Below are 17,049 nucleotides of genomic sequence, written 5' to 3'. Positions count from 1 at the left end.
ATTATTATAGGACAAAGGAGAATTTTACGTGGAACAAATTCAAATCATCGATTCAAAAAAACATGTAGGCGAAACAGTAACGATCGGTGCTTGGGTCGCTAATAAGCGTTCAAGTGGGAAAATCGCCTTTTTACAATTACGAGATGGGACAGCATTCTTCCAAGGAGTTGTCGTAAAAAGCGAAGTGCCTGAGGAAGTTTTCCAAATGGCAAAAAATCTTTCTCAAGAAACATCGATCCTTGTGACAGGTGAGATTCGTGAAGATAGCCGTTCTAAATTTGGCTATGAGATCGGGATCACGAACATTGAAGTAGTGAGTGAAAGTCATGATTATCCAATCACACCAAAAGAACATGGAACAGATTTCTTGATGGATCATCGTCATTTATGGTTACGCTCTTCACGCCAACATGCAGTGATGCAGATTCGAAATGAAATCATCCGTGCAACCTACGAATTTTTCAACAACAACCAATTCGTTAAAATCGATCCACCGATCTTGACTGGCTCTGCCCCAGAAGGAACCACCGATCTATTTGAGACAAACTACTTTGATCAAAAAGCATATCTGTCACAAAGTGGTCAATTGTACATGGAAGCTGCTGCAATGGCATTTGGTAAAGTATTTTCATTTGGACCAACTTTCCGTGCTGAAAAATCAAAAACACGTCGTCATTTGATCGAATTTTGGATGATCGAACCTGAAATGGCGTTCACGCATCAAGAAGAAAGCTTAGAAGTACAAGAACAATATGTTGCTTTCTTAGTTCAAAGTGTATTAGATAACTGCGAGTATGCTTTAGACGTCTTAGAACGTGATAAAGAAGTATTGAAAACTTATACTAAATTACCTTTCCCACGTATCACGTATGATGATGCCATCGAATTATTGAAGAAAAATGGTTTTGACGATATCGAGTGGGGCGATGATTTCGGTTCACCACACGAAACGTTCATTGCGAACTCATTTGAACAACCAGTCTTTATCTTGAACTATCCAAAAGCGATCAAACCATTCTACATGAAACCACATCCAACAAGAGAAGATGTCGTGATTTGTGCAGATATGATCGCACCTGAAGGATATGGCGAGATCATCGGCGGAAGTGAACGTGCGACTGACTATGATTTCTTACTTGAACAAATCAAGAATCATGGCTTAGACGAAAAAGAATACTCATGGTACCTAGATCTACGTAAATACGGATCTGTTCCACATTCTGGTTTCGGCTTAGGCTTAGAACGTACAGTGACTTGGATCTCAGGGATCGATCATGTACGTGAAGCAATTCCATTCCCACGTTTGTTAAATCGTATTTACCCATAAGAAATAAGACGCGTTCCACGAAAATCGTTCATCGTATTTTCGTGGAACGCATTTTTTTTAAGAAGTTATTATGAAATCACTATTGTTCCAATTCCTTCTTTCTTTGGCTAGATGTGTGTGGGATAATAACGTAAAAGTGGCAAGGAAAGTAGGGTGTGTGATGGAACAACGACTTTTATTCATTGGAGATAGTATCACAGATGCGGGTAGAGGAACTGACGATCTCGGTCAGGGCTATGCACTGTTAACAGCGGCAAAATTGGCTGCGAGTGATCCAGAAAACACGTGGACATTCGTCAATCGCGGAATCGGCGGAAATAAGTTAGCAGACCTAAAGAAGCGCTGGCAAGCAGACTGCATCGATTTGAAACCTGATATGGTCTCGATTTTGATTGGTATCAATGATACATGGCACAATGTAGGCGAGCCTGCAGCATTTGCGACAAAAGAATCTTTTGAGCGTTTTGAAGCCGATTATCGGTATTTACTTGATCGTTTAGTGGAAAGTGGCATCAAAAAAATCGTCTTGATGGAACCATTTGTTTTGCCAGAGCCTGACGATCGGAGAAGTTGGCGTAGTGATCTTGATCCAAAGATCCACTTGATTCGTCAACTAGCAAAAGAATATCAAGCAGTTTTTGTCCCGTTAGATGGAACGTTGAATTCTTTAGGCATCTCATATGGCTATGAGAAATATACAGGGGATGATGGTGTCCATCCGACACTACTGGGTCATGAAACGATTGCCAATATTTGGATAGAAACGGTCAAAAAAAGAAAAGAGTGGTTTGAATGATCATTCGCCCAGCAACCGAAGCAGATCTACCGATGATCAATAGGTTGATCAGGCAACAAGAAAATCGATTTCTTGGAGTAACTAATGCTGCCAGATATAAACGATCCATTGAATATATCGTTTATAGCAGCACATGATGACGCAGAAAAACAAATGATTTTCGCTTTTGGACAAGCGAGACAAATCGAAACGACTGAAGCAGATCAGCAATCAGGTGAACTGCTTCAAACGTTTTTTGTGGCAGTCGATCAAGAAAGAACAGTAGCCGCTCAGTTTATGGAGCAGTGGTTACTAGAAGCAAAAAAACGTAAAATCAAGAGAGTCGATTTCAATGGTTTTTAACGTAAGACTCTTATTAGAATGGAGAAAGAAACAATGAGTTGTATTGGAAATATTATTTGGTTTATTTTTGGTGGCTTACTCGGAGGACTGAGTTGGGCGGTAGCAGGTGTATTATGGTGTATCACAATTGTTGGTATTCCGGTCGGGCTACAATGTTTCAAACTAGCTTCTTTATCGTTTGCACCCTTTGGAAAAGAAGTCATTTATACAAACAATGGCGTGTCTTTGATCGTCAATATCATTTGGTTGATCGTGTCAGGTTTGCCGATTGCTTTAGGTCATGTCATCAGTGGGATTTTACTTTGTATCACGATCATTGGTATTCCTTTCGCAAAGCAATCCTTCAAACTAGCACGCCTAGCGTTGATGCCATTTGGGGCAGAAATCGTTTAAATAGTCACTAAATATAAAAGTAACTCTCTTGCACAGTTGGTTGTCTGTCCAAAGAGTTACTTTTTTTACACTTAGCGAGTGATATCTGTATGTTTTTTAGGTATTTGCTTACTCAAAAAATTCGATTTGTTGGTTGCGTCTACTACGCGATGATTAAAATTCGCTTGTGTAAAGGACGTTTGTGTTGGAGAAGTTGGAAGTGTCACGTCTGTGGTGTTACTTTTAGAGGTCTGTCTATCAGAAAAAATCCTATCTTTGACTGTTTTGACTGTTCCCCCAAACCGCTGGCTCTTAACTTTTACTTTTTGGCGAAATCCCTCTTTTAATGGTTGATCCGTTCCATCGATGATTGCGTTGATGTGAGCATCCAATGGTTTCAATCGCCTGGAATCATCATAAAAAACATGATAATAATAAGGTGCAACCTCGACGGATTGATTTTTGACAAATTTTTTAGGTGTTTTAGGATCTTCGTAGACTTTCTTTACGAAATCATCCGAAATATCAACGAATTCATCTCTGGAGATAGTTTCTTTTAGACCAGTGATTTTTTTTCGCTGTTCGTAATGTTTCCATAATTGAAAAAATTTTTGATCGTGTTTTAAATTTTCACCTAAAAAAGTCTGAAAGAACCGCTCACGAAACGCAAACGATGAGCAGAATTTAGGTTTCACTTTATCTTCAATCAATGGTGGAGTAAAAATAGCTTCCTGACAATTATGAAGAACACTTCGGAAAGTGACAAGCGGTTCTAAAATCGGGCAGTTGGGAATCATTGCATACCCTCTCATTTCAAAATTAAGGTTTTTTGCAGGCTTATCTGAGAGTCTGGTGATTTCATTGATGAGGTTGATCTTAGACTCACTGTGGTGTTCAAGCTTTGTCGCAAATAGTATTTTACTTAATTTCCCCAACTGATCCGCTGGGATTTTTAGCAAATGATTCCCCATCTTTTTATTTGTCTCATATTTATCTAATTTCGCGACAAGATAGTCATTATCTTGCTTATAAATTACTAAGCCATAAATATGATTATGATAAGAGTCAGGGGTCACTGAATAAGCTGGAAAAATCATAAAACTGGCTGGGTCATCTTTTTTTAAATGTCTGATTTTCTCTTCCAGTTCAGTCGGTTTTTTCATATCGTAGTAGACGATCGTATTTCTTAAAGACTGGATCACTTGATTTTTTTGACTTTCATTGATCAAGGTACCAGCAACATCATTTTCAATCATTTTGATAAATCTTGAAAATAAAAATTGATAATTTTTTCTTCCGCCTGAACCGACAACTTCAAATGCCGCCGCATTTCCTAATCTTAAAGCAAGTGCCAATTGGTGGTATTGTCCATCAAAATCAAGCATAATAACTCTCCTTATTTTTTATTTTCGTGCAATAGTCCCACCATAGAAAGGATAGGATAAATTTACTTGGCAACTGTTTTTCGCTTTATCTCAATTTCGTAGGAAAACAGTTATCTTTGTATTGAACAGACTTGGCGCTCTTTTTTTGAGAGAAAACTAATGGAGGTAACGTTATCTGATGAAGTAGAAGCAATACTATTACTTGGTCTAAAATATTGAGAATTCTCATTGTTTTTATGTTGAGATTTATCAGTTGTTATGTTCTTTTTATTGGTTATATGACTTATTTTTGTGTGCAATGTTTCCAATTTTTTTGACCTTGAATGAAATACTTTATAATTTTGTTGACTGGCTTCATTTGTTTGATTTCTCTTAAATTCTATTGGAACGGCTGGATCATTTAAGACTTTATTTAAATATTTAATAGAAAGATAGCGGATTTTTCCTTTGTATTCTTTATCAACTAATTGAGTTTCTGCTTTTCGCATGGTGTAATAATGCCATAATATAGAAAATTGTTGATTATGTTGCTCATTATCGGTTAAAAACGTTTGATAAAATCGCATCCGAAGCTCCTTTGAAGGCCATAGTTTTGGATTGATCACTTTCTTCTCCTTGATTTCGGCAGACGAAATTGGCTTATTGCAATTGTAGACAGTCCATTTTAATGCTGTTAACGGTTCAAGTATCGGGCAATTTGTAATGCCTGGATAACCACGCATTTCCACATGTAAAGCAGAGGGTTTTTCAACAGCTATTTTTTTTAGTTTTGAGAATATATCAACAGATATTCTCGTCTTTCGATACTCAAACTTAGAATAATAAAGAATATCGCTAAGCTTATTTAAATTTTTTTCATCAATTTTAAGCTGGAAGTTCGTAGTCATTGACTCTAATTTATTGATCTTAGTAACAATGTAGTCCTTATTTTTGTGAATGATCAAGCTATATATGTGATCATGAAATAATCTTATAGTAGTAGAGTAAGAGGGAATGATGACAAAGCTAGTTGGGTCATCCTCTTTTAAGTTTTCCATGATGTGCTGAATGTCTTCTCTTTTTTTGGCATCGTAATAGTCAATTGTATGTTCAAGAGAGTGTATCAAGTCATTTTTTTTGACTGTTTCAATAAAAAATGAATCTTGATCATTTTCGATCATTTTTATCAATTTTGAAAATAAAAATTGATAATTTTCTTTTCCTTTCTTTCCGACTGCTTTGAAGTTGGTAGCTTTTCCTAGTCGCAAAGCCATAGCTAGTATATGGTATTGATCGTTGAAATCAATCATGTATTTCCTCCTTTAGTGTCTTATGTAAAAGTTTATCATTCGTCACTTTTACATAAGAAACTTCTTTTACACCTTGCAGAAATAATGATTCTCCCGAACGATACTTTAATCATGATCTGTTATTACTATGATTTGACATATGAATAACCATTCATGTATAATGACTTATGAATAGATAGTCATATGTTTGGTAAGGAGGGACTTGAAATGAAAAGTTATCAATTAGAAGGTTTAGATTGCGCAAATTGTGCGATGAAAATCGAAAAAAAAGTACAAGCAATACCTGGCGTAAAAGAAGCATCAGTCAATTTTGCGACTGGAAAAATGATGATCGATGCAGATAAAGCGGTCATTGAAGCGATTGAAAAGCAAGTAACAGAAGAAATCCATCAATTAGAACCAGAGGTCAAAGTAATCGAAGTGAAAAACCAGATAAGTGAAAATCATGAACAAGAAAAAGAAAATAAAACAGCGTTGTTACGTATCATCATAGCGTCACTTAGTTTACTTTTATTGTTTTTATGGAAGCCTGCTGAGCCAATTCGTTTCGTTACTTTTTTCGCCATTTTTGTTCTTATCGGCTTTGATGTGATCAAGCAAGCGGTTGTCAATATTCGTAAAGGACAAGTGTTTGATGAAAATTTTTTAATGTCGATTGCAACGATTGGTGCAATGATGATCGGTGAATATCCAGAAGCAGTTGCTGTCATGTTGTTTTATCAAATCGGTGAGTATTTCCAACATTTTGCGGTCGATCAGTCTCGTCGGTCCATTCGTGAGTTGATGGCGATCCGACCGGAAGTTGCTCATGTGATCACTGAAAGCGGCTTGGTAAATAAGCAACCAGAAGAAGTGCAGATCGGTGAGTCGGTCATGGTCAAACCAGGTGAAAGAATTCCTTTGGATGGAACGATTTTGAAGGGACAATCCCTCGTAGATACATCTGCATTAACAGGAGAATCATTGCCTAAAGAAGTGATGAATGGTGAAAATGTATTAAGTGGTTTTATCAATAAGACCCATCCTCTAACCATCGAAGTTAAAAAGAACTATGAAAATTCGACCATCAGCAAATTATTAGAACTAGTGGAGACAGCAAGCAGTAAAAAGGCACCTGCTGAAAAATTCATCACTAAGTTTGCTCGTTACTATACGCCGATCGTCGTTGCGTTAGCTGTTCTTTTAGCAACTGTCCCACCCTTACTTTATGGAGGAGATTTTTCTGAATGGATTTATCGAGCATTGACATTCCTAGTGATCTCTTGTCCATGTGCATTGGTCATTTCTGTTCCACTTAGCTTTTTCGGAGGAATCGGTGGAGCTAGTAAACGGGGGATACTTGTCAAAGGTGGAAATTATCTAGAACTTTTAGCTCGTACAGAAACAGTAGTATTTGACAAAACAGGTACCCTGACCAAGGGTGATTTTGCCGTACAAAAAGTTGTTTCTACCATTGACGAGAAAGCATTTATGAAATATGTGGCGAGTCTAGAAAATGTATCGACACATCCAATCGCCAAGGCGGTCATGGATACCTACAGTGGCCCGTTATATGAAATTGAAGAACCTGCAGAAATCGCTGGAGAAGGAATCAACGCCCAGGTCAAGGGACAAGAGGTACTTGTCGGAAATCAAAAATTATTGGCTCGCTATGGAGTCGAGCAACCAGAGAATCATGAAATAGGAACATTGATCTATTTAGCGATCGACAGTCAGCTCATGGGCTATTTAGTTATTGCGGATACGATCAAACCAGATGCAACATTTGCTATCGAGACATTGAAAAAAGTCGGCGTCAAAAAGACAGTGATGTTGACAGGTGATGCCCAAAAGATTGCGGAACAAGTCGCAAAAGAGGTCGGAGTCGATACAGTCTATAGTGAACTGCTTCCAGAAGATAAGGTAGAAAAATTAGAAGCATTGATGAGCGAAACGACTCAGAAAACTGCCTTTGTCGGAGACGGGATCAATGATGCACCGGTATTAGCTCGAGCAGATGTGGGAATCGCCATGGGTGGTTTAGGCAGTGATGTAGCCATTGAAGCAGCCGACGTCGTCATCATGAACGATGAGCCATCAAAACTTGCGGAGGCGATTGAAATTTCAAGAAAAACGTTGAAAATCGTCAAGCAAAATATTGCGTTTGCTATCGGAGTAAAAGTAATCGTATTGGTTCTCGGAGCTATTGGCTTTGCTTCTATGGGAAATGCAGTCTTTGCCGATGTGGGTGTGACCCTGATAGCAGTTTTAAACGCCATGCGTGGGCTATCTGTCAAAAAAGTCAAATAAACAGTCAAAAAAGCACCGTTAAACCACAGAAATCATTTATTTGAGGACTGTGGTTTTTCTGTGATTAAAATAACTGGAAGATTTTAATTGTTCTGAAAATTCCAAAATAGTTAGAAAATACTTCTTGTTTGTGCGCCTTTAGATTAGGTGTTAGAGGGTAAAATGAAAAATAAATGTAAAAACAATGTGTTTTACCTAAAATAATCCACAAATAAAATAACGAAGTGTTGTAAACATTATGAAAATTGAATATGATAGTCAATGAATAATTATTAAATATTTATAAAGGAGAAATCAGATGAACGAAAAACAACTGCGCTGGTTTACAGTAGCGTTGATTGCATTCAACATGGTCTGGGGTATGGGGAATGTCGTCAATAACTACGCGCAACAAGGAATCTCAGTAATCACTTCATGGTTATTGATCCTAGCTATTTATTTTATCCCCTATGCACTGATCGTCGGTCAATTAGGATCAGCATTCAAAGATAGTAAAGGGGGCGTTAGTTCTTGGGTAGAAAATACTACTTCGAATAAACGCTTAGCTTATTATGCTGCCTGGACATATTGGGTCGTGCATATTCCATACTTAGCACAAAAACCACAAGCGATTTTGATTGCAGCTGGTTGGGCAGTTCAAGGAAATGGCGATATCGTCAATACGATGTCTGTCCAAATGGTCGCAGTGATCTCCTTGATCATTTTCTTAGCTTTCTTGTATCTATCAACAAAAGGCTTATCAACGTTAAAAGTTATCGGTGGTTTAGCAGGTACAGCGATGTTCGTCATGTCATTATTATTCATTTTACTTGCTGTTACTGCGCCATTCATCAATCCAACGATGGAATTTGCGACAGCAAATATGAACCAAGTCAAAACGTACATTCCTAAGTTTGACTTTAGTTACTTTACGACTGTTTCAATGTTAGTCTTTGCTGTAGGAGGCGCTGAGAAAATCTCTCCTTATGTTAATTCTACACGTAACCCGGCAAAAGAATTTCCAAAAGGGATGATCTTTTTAGCAGCAATGGTCGGTATCTGTGCTGTTTTAGGTTCAGTGGCAATGGGTATGTTATTTGCAAGTGACAATATTCCGAAAGATTTAATGGCAAACGGTGCGTACAGTGCCTTCCAAATCTTAGGTAACTATTATGGTATCGGTAATGCATTGATGATCATCTATGCATTGACGAATATGGTCGGTCAAATTTCTGCCTTGGCATTTTCTATTGATGCGCCATTGAAGATCTTGTTAGCCGATGCAGATCCAGAATTTGTACCAAGTTGGTTACGTAAACGTAACCGTAAAGGAACGTTGGTCAATGGTTACATGTTAACTGGTATCTTAGTCGGTATCATCATTCTATTACCGATTATTGGTATCAAAGATATGAATGAATTAGTTAAATGGTTGACGAACTTAAATTCAGTCGTTATGCCAATGCGTTACTTATGGGTATTCCTAGCCTATATGATGTTGAACAAAGCATACAAAAAATTCACGTCAGAATATAAGTTCGTGAAAAATCCTAAAGTTGGATTCATCTTTGGTGCTTGGTGTTTTGCTTTCACTGCGTTTGCATGTATTTTGGGAATGGTACCAAAAGTGGAATACGCTGCTGATCCACAAGCTTGGTGGTTCCAATTGATCTCAAACATCGTCACACCGATCATTTTGATTTTACTAGGTATGATCTTACCAGCAATCGCGCGTCGTGATAATAAGAAAAATCCATTGAAAGAACCAGTTTCTCAACTTTAAAATAAGATTTGACCGAATCAGTCCAACGATTGGTTCGGTCTTTTTTTGCGTTATTAAGAATAAGAGGTAAAATAAAAAGATGACCATTCGAAGGAGGACAAAAATGAAAATAATGATTATTGGACAGTCGGGTGCAGGTAAGTCCACACTTGCAAGAAGCTTACAAGCAACGTCAGGAAGCCCTCTTTTAGCACTGGATCGTTTGTGGCTAACAACGGACTATGGAAAAGCAGCTAAGCAATGGTTGTTAAAAGAACAGGAAAAATTTATGGCTGAGAACAAGGATTGGATCATCGAAGGGAATTATCTATCGATTGCAAAAGATCGAATTGAACAAGCTGACTTGATCCTGTTACTTCGCTTGCCGAGACACATCGCGATGTATCGTGTGGTCAAACGTTCGATTAAACGAAAATTAGATAAAAGTACCCGTCCAGATGTTCCAGAAGAATTTATAGAAAAATTCGACAAAGAATATTTGGACTTTTTACTTTTTGTTTGGCGTTTCAAGAAAGAAAGGGAACCCTTAGCAATCAAAAAAATCTATGAACAAGGAGCAGAAGGAAAATTAGTCATTTTGAATGGTTCACGACAGCAAAAAAAATTTCTAGAGCAATGGCGAAGTAAAAGTAGTTGACACGTTTCGTTTACAAGTGTAATCTGTATTTAGAATTCAAGTTTACATTTGTAAACGAAGAGGAGAGTGATACGTATGGAAGAAGTGAAAAAGCCAATCAAAATCAGTGACTCAGAATGGGAAATCATGCGTGTCGTCTGGACATTAGGAGACACCACAGCTCAGGAAATCACACAGATCCTTTCTGAATCAATGGGCTGGAAAGCAGCAACAGTCAAAACGTTATTAGGACGACTTGTCAAAAAAGAAGCGATTTGGACAGAACAAGAAGGGAAAAAATTTATTTATCACCCAGCGGTGTCTGAAACGGACACTGTGCAAAGTGCTGCTGAAAATTTATTCTCACATATTTGTGCGAAGAAAATCGGCGAGACGATTGCAGATCTTGTCTCAGAAGCAACTTTAACACATGCAGATATTGACCAAATCATGGCAGAACTAAAGAAAAAAGAGCCAGTAACAGATATCCAGTGCAATTGCATTCCAGGACAATGTCATTGCCATCAAAACAACTAGGAGGAAAACAGGGATGAAAACAAAAGTAACGATCAAAGGAATGAGCTGTAAACATTGCGTTGCAAGAGTGGAAGAAACGGTCAATGCGCTACCGGGTGTAAAAAAAATTAATGTCAACTTAAAAAAAGAGATCGGAACTGTGTCATTAGATGAAACAGTGATCCAACCATCTACGATATGTCAAGCAATCAATGATTTAGGCTATCAAGCAGAGGTGATTTAAATGGAGTATCCAGCTAAAAAAGACACACTCGTGATTACTGGAATGACTTGTGCCAATTGTGCTGCACGAATCGAAAAAGAGTTGAATGAACAGCCCGGTGTATTATCTGCGACTGTTAATCTGGCAACAGAAAAAGCGACGATCAATTATCAGGAAGTATCAATTGAAGAACTGATCCAGAGTGTTGAAACCATTGGTTATGGTGCGATTTTATATGATGAGGCCCATAAGCAAAAAATTGCAGAAGAAAAGCAAACTTATTTAACAAAGATGAAGCGAGATGTCATCATAGGTGCTATCTTGACGCTTCCTATGATGATCGCGATGATTGCAATGATGTTAGGCTTTCACGGAACGCTTGTCCATTTTTTCCATGATCCATGGGTCCAACTGATTTTAGCAACCCCTGTCCAGTTTTATATTGGTTGGCGCTTTTATGAAGGAGCGTATCATGCCATCAAAACAAACGCACCCAATATGGATGTGTTAGTGGCAATCGGTACGACCGCCGCATTTGCGCTTAGTGTATACAATGGTTTTTTCAGTACACATTCATCGGACTTATATTTTGAAAGTAGCAATATGATCATCACACTGATTTTGTTAGGAAAATATTTGGAACACACAGCCAAAAGTAAAACCGGCGATGCCATCAAGCAGTTGATGTCTCTTCAGAAAAAAACAGCACAGGTCATAAAAAATGGTGAAGAAAAGACCATACCAATCGAGGAAGTAGAGATTGGGGATATTTTACTCATCCGACCGGGAGAACAAATCCCAACAGATGGGAAAGTCATCAAAGGAGATAGTGCGATCGATGAAGGAATGTTGACTGGAGAAAGTGTGCCAGTTGAGAAAAAAACGGGGGATCTACTCTTCGGCGGAACCATTAATTCCACAGGGATTCTTGAAATGACGGTGACCCAAGTAGGAAAAGGAACTGTCCTCTCACAAATCATCCAAATGGTGGAAGATGCCCAAGGAAGTAAAGCACCGATCCAAAAAATTGCTGATAAGATTTCTGGTATTTTTGTTCCTATCGTTTTAGTCATTGCTTTCTTTACCTTAATAGTCACTAGACTCATCAGTGGCAACTGGGAACTGGCAGTGATCCATAGTGTTTCAGTGTTGGTTATTGCTTGTCCTTGTGCGTTAGGACTAGCGACACCAACTGCTATCATGGTTGGTACAGGATTAGGCGCACGAAAGGGTATTTTGATCAAAGGCGGCGAGGCATTAGAAGCTGCAACACATCTAGACACGATCCTTTTAGATAAAACTGGTACGATCACACAAGGTAAACCAGTGGTCACAGACGTTATTGGTGACGAAGAAGTGTTAACGATCGCCACCACATTAGAGCAAGGCTCAGAGCATCCTTTAGGCAAAGCCATTGTGACTTATGGAAAAGAACAGGCGATCGCGACTTTGCCTGTGGTTCAAGCAAAAGCACATCCGGGTGCTGGGATCAGTGGGGTAATAGATGGAAAATCTTATTTTATTGGTACGAGAAAACGACTAGTGGAGCTGAACGTTTCATTTGAAGCGTATCAAGAACAAGCGTTACAATTAGAACGACAAGGAAAAACCGTGATGTTTCTTGCAGATGACAGACAGGTATTGGGGATGATCGCTGTGGCTGATCAGATCAAAGAACACGCAAGATCAGCAATCCAACAATTACAAGCCCAAGGATTGGCAGTTTATATGGTCACAGGGGACAATCAATCAGTTGCAACGACGATTGGACAAGAAGTTGGTATTCCAAAAGAACACATCTTTGCTGAAGTATTACCTGATGAAAAAGCAGGATATGTCGAAAAATTGCAAAAAGAAGGAAAACAAGTGGGGATGGTCGGTGATGGTATCAATGATGCCCCCGCCTTGGCTTTAGCAAATGTCGGTATCGCCATGGGGAATGGCACCGATATCGCTATGGAAACAGCAGATGTAACGTTAATGAATAGTCAACTCTCGTCGATTGGACAAACGATCGAACTTTCAAGTGTGACCTTGAAAAAAATCAAACAAAACTTATTTTGGGCATTTATTTATAACACGATTGGCATTCCATTTGCTGCGTTTGGCTTATTGAATCCAATCATTGCCGGAGGAGCGATGGCCTTCAGCTCAATCAGTGTGTTACTCAATTCATTAAGTCTAAACCAAAAAATGAAGAAATAAACGGTTCAACAAAGGAAAGGACAGAATGAAAATGAACGAGCAAAAAAAACAAACGATGCACGAGCATCATCATGATGAAATGAAGCAACAAACGAACATGATACACCATAAAATGGATCATACGAGTATGGACCATACAAAAATGAACCACGAGAGCATGGCACATGAGCATCACTCAATGGACCACAGTTCAATGGATCATCATGACCATATGAGCGGCGGGATGGATCATTCGATGCACATGGGGAATTTTAAACAAAAATTTTGGTTGTCCTTGTTGCTAGCGATTCCGATCATCTTGTTTTCTCCCATGATGGGCATGGAATTCCCCTTTCAAGTGACTTTCCCTGGCTCTGATTGGCTCGTCTTGATCCTGGCGACCATCTTGTTCATCTATGGCGGACAACCCTTTTTAAGTGGCGCTAAAATGGAATTGAAACAAAAAAGTCCAGCAATGATGACCTTGATTGCTATGGGGATCAGTGTCGCCTATGTTTATAGTGTCTATTCTTTTATCGCAAATCTCATCAATCCCCATACTCATGTGATGGACTTCTTCTGGGAATTGGCGACGTTGATCGTCATCATGCTATTAGGGCACTGGATCGAAATGAGTGCCGTTTCTAATGCAAGTAATGCGTTACAGAAATTAGCAGAATTATTACCGGAAACGGTCAAACGATTACGAACAGATGGGACAGAAGAGACAATTTCTTTAAAAGAGGTCAAAGAGGGCGATCATTTAGTCGTTCGAGCAGGAGATAAAATGCCAACGGATGGGAAGATCCTGAAAGGTGAAACGATCGTGGACGAATCTGCCGTAACTGGCGAATCCAAAGGGGTCAAAAAGCAAACATCTGATCCAGTGATCGGTGGTTCGATCAATGGAGACGGTACTATTGAGATCGAAGTGACTGGAACTGGTGAAAATAGCTATTTAGCAAAAGTCATGGATATGGTCCGTCAAGCACAAGGTGAAAAGTCAAAACTAGAATCTTTGTCTGACAAAGTAGCCAAATGGTTGTTTTATGTCGCGTTGATCGCCGGTCTATTGGCATTTGTTGTGTGGCTCTTTTTAACCGATTTACCAACTGCTTTAGAACGGATGGTCACCGTCTTCATTATTGCCTGTCCTCATGCGTTAGGTTTGGCGATTCCTTTAGTTGTTGCACGTTCGACATCGATTGCTGCTAAAAATGGGTTGTTGCTCAAAAGTCGTCGCGCCTTAGAACAAGCCAATGAGTTAGATGTCATCATGCTGGATAAAACAGGTACGTTGACGGAAGGAAAGTTCACCGTCACTGGTATCGAAAGCTTAGACGATGATTATCCTCAAGAAGAACTATTGAAATATCTAGGTGCCTTAGAAGCGAACGCCAATCATCCTTTAGCCATTGGGATCATGCGTTATTTGAAGGAACAAAATATTTCTCCTTATCAAGCAGAGAATCAAAAAAATCTTTCAGGGGTTGGCTTAACTGGCACAGTAGCAGATAAGAATGTAAAAGTAGTCAACGAAAAAGAAATCAAACGTTTAGGACTTGAAATTGCAAAGGAGCGATTAACTCCTTACGAAGAACAAGGGAATACTGTCAGTTTTCTATTGATCGATGATCGTTTAGTGGGATTAGTGGCTTTAGGCGACATCATCAAAGCAGAAGCAAAAACCTTTATTCAAAGTCTCAAAGAAAGAAATATCACTCCGGTTATGTTGACTGGTGACAATCCACATGCAGCAGAAGTGGTCGCACAATACTTAGGTATTGAAGAGTATTATGGCGGACTTTTACCAAATGACAAGGAAGATATCGTCAAACGTTATCAGGAACAAGGGAAAAAAGTCATCATGGTCGGTGACGGAATCAACGACGCCCCAAGTTTAGCACGTGCGACGATCGGGATGGCGATTGGGGCAGGAACCGATATTGCGATCGACTCAGCGGATGTAGTTTTGATCAACAGTGATCCAAAAGATATCTTGCATTTCTTAGATCTAGCCAAACAAACGAGAAAGAAAATGATCCAAAACCTATGGTGGGGAGCTGGTTACAACATTCTTGCCATTCCTTTAGCAGCAGGGATTCTTGCACCGATCGGGATTTTGTTAAGCCCAGCGATTGGAGCTGTCTTGATGTCATTGAGTACCGTAGTTGTAGCACTGAATGCGTTGACGTTGAAGATCAAAGAATGATCATTTTTAGTAAATAATTATTGAATAAAGAGTGAATATGAATATGTCAATGCGGTCGGGACAGAAGTGTTCAGTCTCAAGAAATAAGGCGCCAGCCACGAAAATTGTTTTTCAAATTTTTGTGGCTGGCGTCTTATTTCCGAAGAAGTTACTTCTGTTCCTGTTGTTTATCCGGTTTTAGGTGGTGGGAGAGAACGAAGGGCTCACTTCTTTTTTGTCGTTGGTATGATTTACACAAACGAGAGACTTTGGATTAATTTCTGGTTAATTTTGTAAATTAGTAAAATAATAAAAATAAAAAATATTTCTTTGCGTACTTTATATAAGAGACATTTTCAGAGTATTGATGAACCACTCTGGAAAAACTATTGATAGAGTGAGGTTAAGCAATGAATTGGCAAACATTACTAACAAAAAATGCACAGAATATCTTTTTACTGATCAACCAAATGAAAGATCTGACATGGAAGAAAAGCGACTTAGCAAAAAGGATGGATGTCGATGTCAAAACGATCGATCGTTATTTGAAGCGATTGAAATCAGAGGATTATCCCTTAGAACTAGCGTATGACAAAAAAGAAGTCCAACTGGTTTATCATCAAGCATACAATGAGCCATTTCTTTTGTTTGAATTTTTGATCCGATCGGATTCGTTCTGTTTATTACGGGATCTGATTTTACAAAGGGAATACTCCTTCGAATACGATCGTTCCGCACAAGAACGATTGAAAAAATGGCTAGGGGATTATCATCTTTCTTTTTCCTACAAAAAGCGACAAATCTATGGTTCTGAACGAAAAATCAGATATTTACTTTTTTGTTTTCTCAAAGAGTTCCCAACTTTTTTTAAGGAAGACCATGATCAAACATTTTCAGAACTATTCATCCAACTTCTAGACCAACGTCCCAAACATACAGATATTGAGATTTTTACAAATCATCAATTGTTCTTCTATGAGATTTTTCCAGAACTACTCTTTCGCTCTGAACAAAAGCTTCCGACAAAAGAAAAGAATTATCGGGCTATCCTGCGACTGAATAGCCATTTGATCACAGACAAGCGGTGGGAAAGGATCGAAAAAACCTCCGTCTATCAAAAATTATCGATCGTTACTGAAAAATTAGATTCATTATTTTGGTTGACGAATGATTTTGAAAGTTCCAACAAAAAGAAAATAACAAGAGTACTATTCCAAGAGTGGTTAAAATATTCAATTGGTCTTCATGATCGCTTTATCCATGAAGAAGCTGTTGCCTACCAAGCATTAGCAGACACGATCCCTAATTTTATTGAAAAATCAAACCAGTTTCGTATCGCTTTGCAACAAGCTTTGTTTCAGCCAACCACCGATTGGGCAAGGATGTTGCTGAAATTATTAAATGAACGAGGCTATCTGGAGATGTATGCACCGGAAGTTAAAATCGTATTCTTTTTTCGCTATGACCATGAAGAAGCTAGACGACTTGCAGCAATTTTAGATAAAACGTTACGTCATCGCAAACGCACATCGATCCACGTATGTACCAGGAGTAAGCCACCTAGTTATGCTCAACTTGTCATCACAGACCATTTTTTTTCTGCTAGTCTCACTAATGATCAGAAAACTTATTTTTATCAAGACTCACTTGGAATCGAAAAACTATTATCAGACATCGATTATTGGATCAACACAAAGATAACTTTTACGAGTAAACGAATCATCGAACGCTAGAATATGCTATAATGGACTGGAAAA

General features: G+C 38.6%; 14 protein-coding genes. 12 read left to right on the top strand and 2 right to left on the bottom strand.

Annotated elements, in window-relative coordinates:
• Positions 1-28 precede the first annotated feature (28 nt).
• The 4 genes from asnS (at position 29) to IGJ99_RS09475 (ending at position 2,858) form a co-directional block, all read left to right on the top strand.
• Complete coding sequence (asnS, locus tag IGJ99_RS09490) at positions 29-1,327, top strand: asparagine--tRNA ligase (RefSeq protein ID WP_010734979.1); 1,299 nt, start codon at positions 29-31, stop codon at positions 1,325-1,327.
• A 160-nt stretch (positions 1,328-1,487) separates the two neighbouring features.
• Positions 1,488-2,123 carry an SGNH/GDSL hydrolase family protein gene (locus tag IGJ99_RS09485; RefSeq protein ID WP_104776392.1) on the top strand — a complete coding sequence of 212 codons (636 nt, stop codon included), beginning with the start codon at positions 1,488-1,490 and terminating at the stop codon, positions 2,121-2,123.
• An 84-nt stretch (positions 2,124-2,207) separates the two neighbouring features.
• A complete protein-coding gene (locus tag IGJ99_RS09480; RefSeq protein ID WP_438748337.1) occupies positions 2,208-2,465 on the top strand; it encodes a hypothetical protein in 258 nt (85 codons plus the stop codon).
• Positions 2,466-2,498: 33 nt separating this feature from the next.
• On the top strand, positions 2,499-2,858 hold the full coding sequence (locus tag IGJ99_RS09475; RefSeq protein WP_010734982.1) for a YccF domain-containing protein: 360 nt from the start codon (positions 2,499-2,501) through the stop codon (positions 2,856-2,858).
• 71 nt (positions 2,859-2,929) lie between these two features.
• On the opposite strand, the gene IGJ99_RS09470 is transcribed toward IGJ99_RS09475, so the two are convergent.
• Positions 2,930-4,222 carry a hypothetical protein gene (locus IGJ99_RS09470; protein WP_010734983.1) on the bottom strand — a complete coding sequence of 431 codons (1,293 nt, stop codon included), beginning with the start codon at positions 4,220-4,222 and terminating at the stop codon, positions 2,930-2,932.
• Between the two features lie 110 nt (positions 4,223-4,332).
• Positions 4,333-5,511, bottom strand: coding sequence for a hypothetical protein (locus IGJ99_RS09465; protein ID WP_137072589.1), 1,179 nt, complete (start codon positions 5,509-5,511; stop codon positions 4,333-4,335).
• A 207-nt stretch (positions 5,512-5,718) separates the two neighbouring features.
• On the opposite strand from IGJ99_RS09465, the gene IGJ99_RS09460 reads away from it, so the two are divergent.
• The 8 genes from IGJ99_RS09460 (at position 5,719) to IGJ99_RS09425 (ending at position 17,025) form a co-directional block, all read left to right on the top strand.
• Positions 5,719-7,800, top strand: a complete 2,082-nt coding sequence (locus IGJ99_RS09460; protein WP_438770790.1) for a heavy metal translocating P-type ATPase — start codon at positions 5,719-5,721, stop codon at positions 7,798-7,800.
• Between the two features lie 298 nt (positions 7,801-8,098).
• Positions 8,099-9,562 carry an APC family permease gene (locus tag IGJ99_RS09455; RefSeq protein WP_010734986.1) on the top strand — a complete coding sequence of 488 codons (1,464 nt, stop codon included), beginning with the start codon at positions 8,099-8,101 and terminating at the stop codon, positions 9,560-9,562.
• A 103-nt stretch (positions 9,563-9,665) separates the two neighbouring features.
• Positions 9,666-10,199: a topology modulation protein gene (locus tag IGJ99_RS09450; RefSeq protein WP_062804945.1), complete on the top strand. Its 534-nt coding sequence runs from the start codon at positions 9,666-9,668 to the stop codon at positions 10,197-10,199.
• A 75-nt stretch (positions 10,200-10,274) separates the two neighbouring features.
• Complete coding sequence (locus tag IGJ99_RS09445; RefSeq protein WP_010734988.1) at positions 10,275-10,715, top strand: CopY/TcrY family copper transport repressor; 441 nt, start codon at positions 10,275-10,277, stop codon at positions 10,713-10,715.
• A 13-nt stretch (positions 10,716-10,728) separates the two neighbouring features.
• Complete coding sequence (copZ, locus tag IGJ99_RS09440) at positions 10,729-10,938, top strand: copper chaperone CopZ (RefSeq protein ID WP_010734989.1); 210 nt, start codon at positions 10,729-10,731, stop codon at positions 10,936-10,938.
• The gene (locus tag IGJ99_RS09435) at positions 10,939-13,122 is read left to right on the top strand and encodes a heavy metal translocating P-type ATPase (RefSeq protein WP_438770789.1); all 2,184 of its coding nucleotides are present in this window, start codon (positions 10,939-10,941) and stop codon (positions 13,120-13,122) included.
• Positions 13,123-13,147: 25 nt separating this feature from the next.
• Entirely contained in the window at positions 13,148-15,313 is a 2,166-nt protein-coding gene (gene copB, locus IGJ99_RS09430) for a copper/silver-translocating P-type ATPase CopB (RefSeq protein WP_438770788.1), read from the top strand.
• A 389-nt stretch (positions 15,314-15,702) separates the two neighbouring features.
• On the top strand, positions 15,703-17,025 hold the full coding sequence (locus IGJ99_RS09425; RefSeq protein ID WP_023519980.1) for a hypothetical protein: 1,323 nt from the start codon (positions 15,703-15,705) through the stop codon (positions 17,023-17,025).
• Positions 17,026-17,049: the final 24 nt, after the last annotated feature.

This window comes from Enterococcus sp. AZ095b, assembly GCF_051714725.1.
Taxonomy (GTDB): domain Bacteria; phylum Bacillota; class Bacilli; order Lactobacillales; family Enterococcaceae; genus Enterococcus_B; species Enterococcus_B pernyi.
The sequence above is the reverse complement of the archived record's forward strand: the minus strand, read 5'-3'. Positions and strand labels throughout refer to the sequence as shown.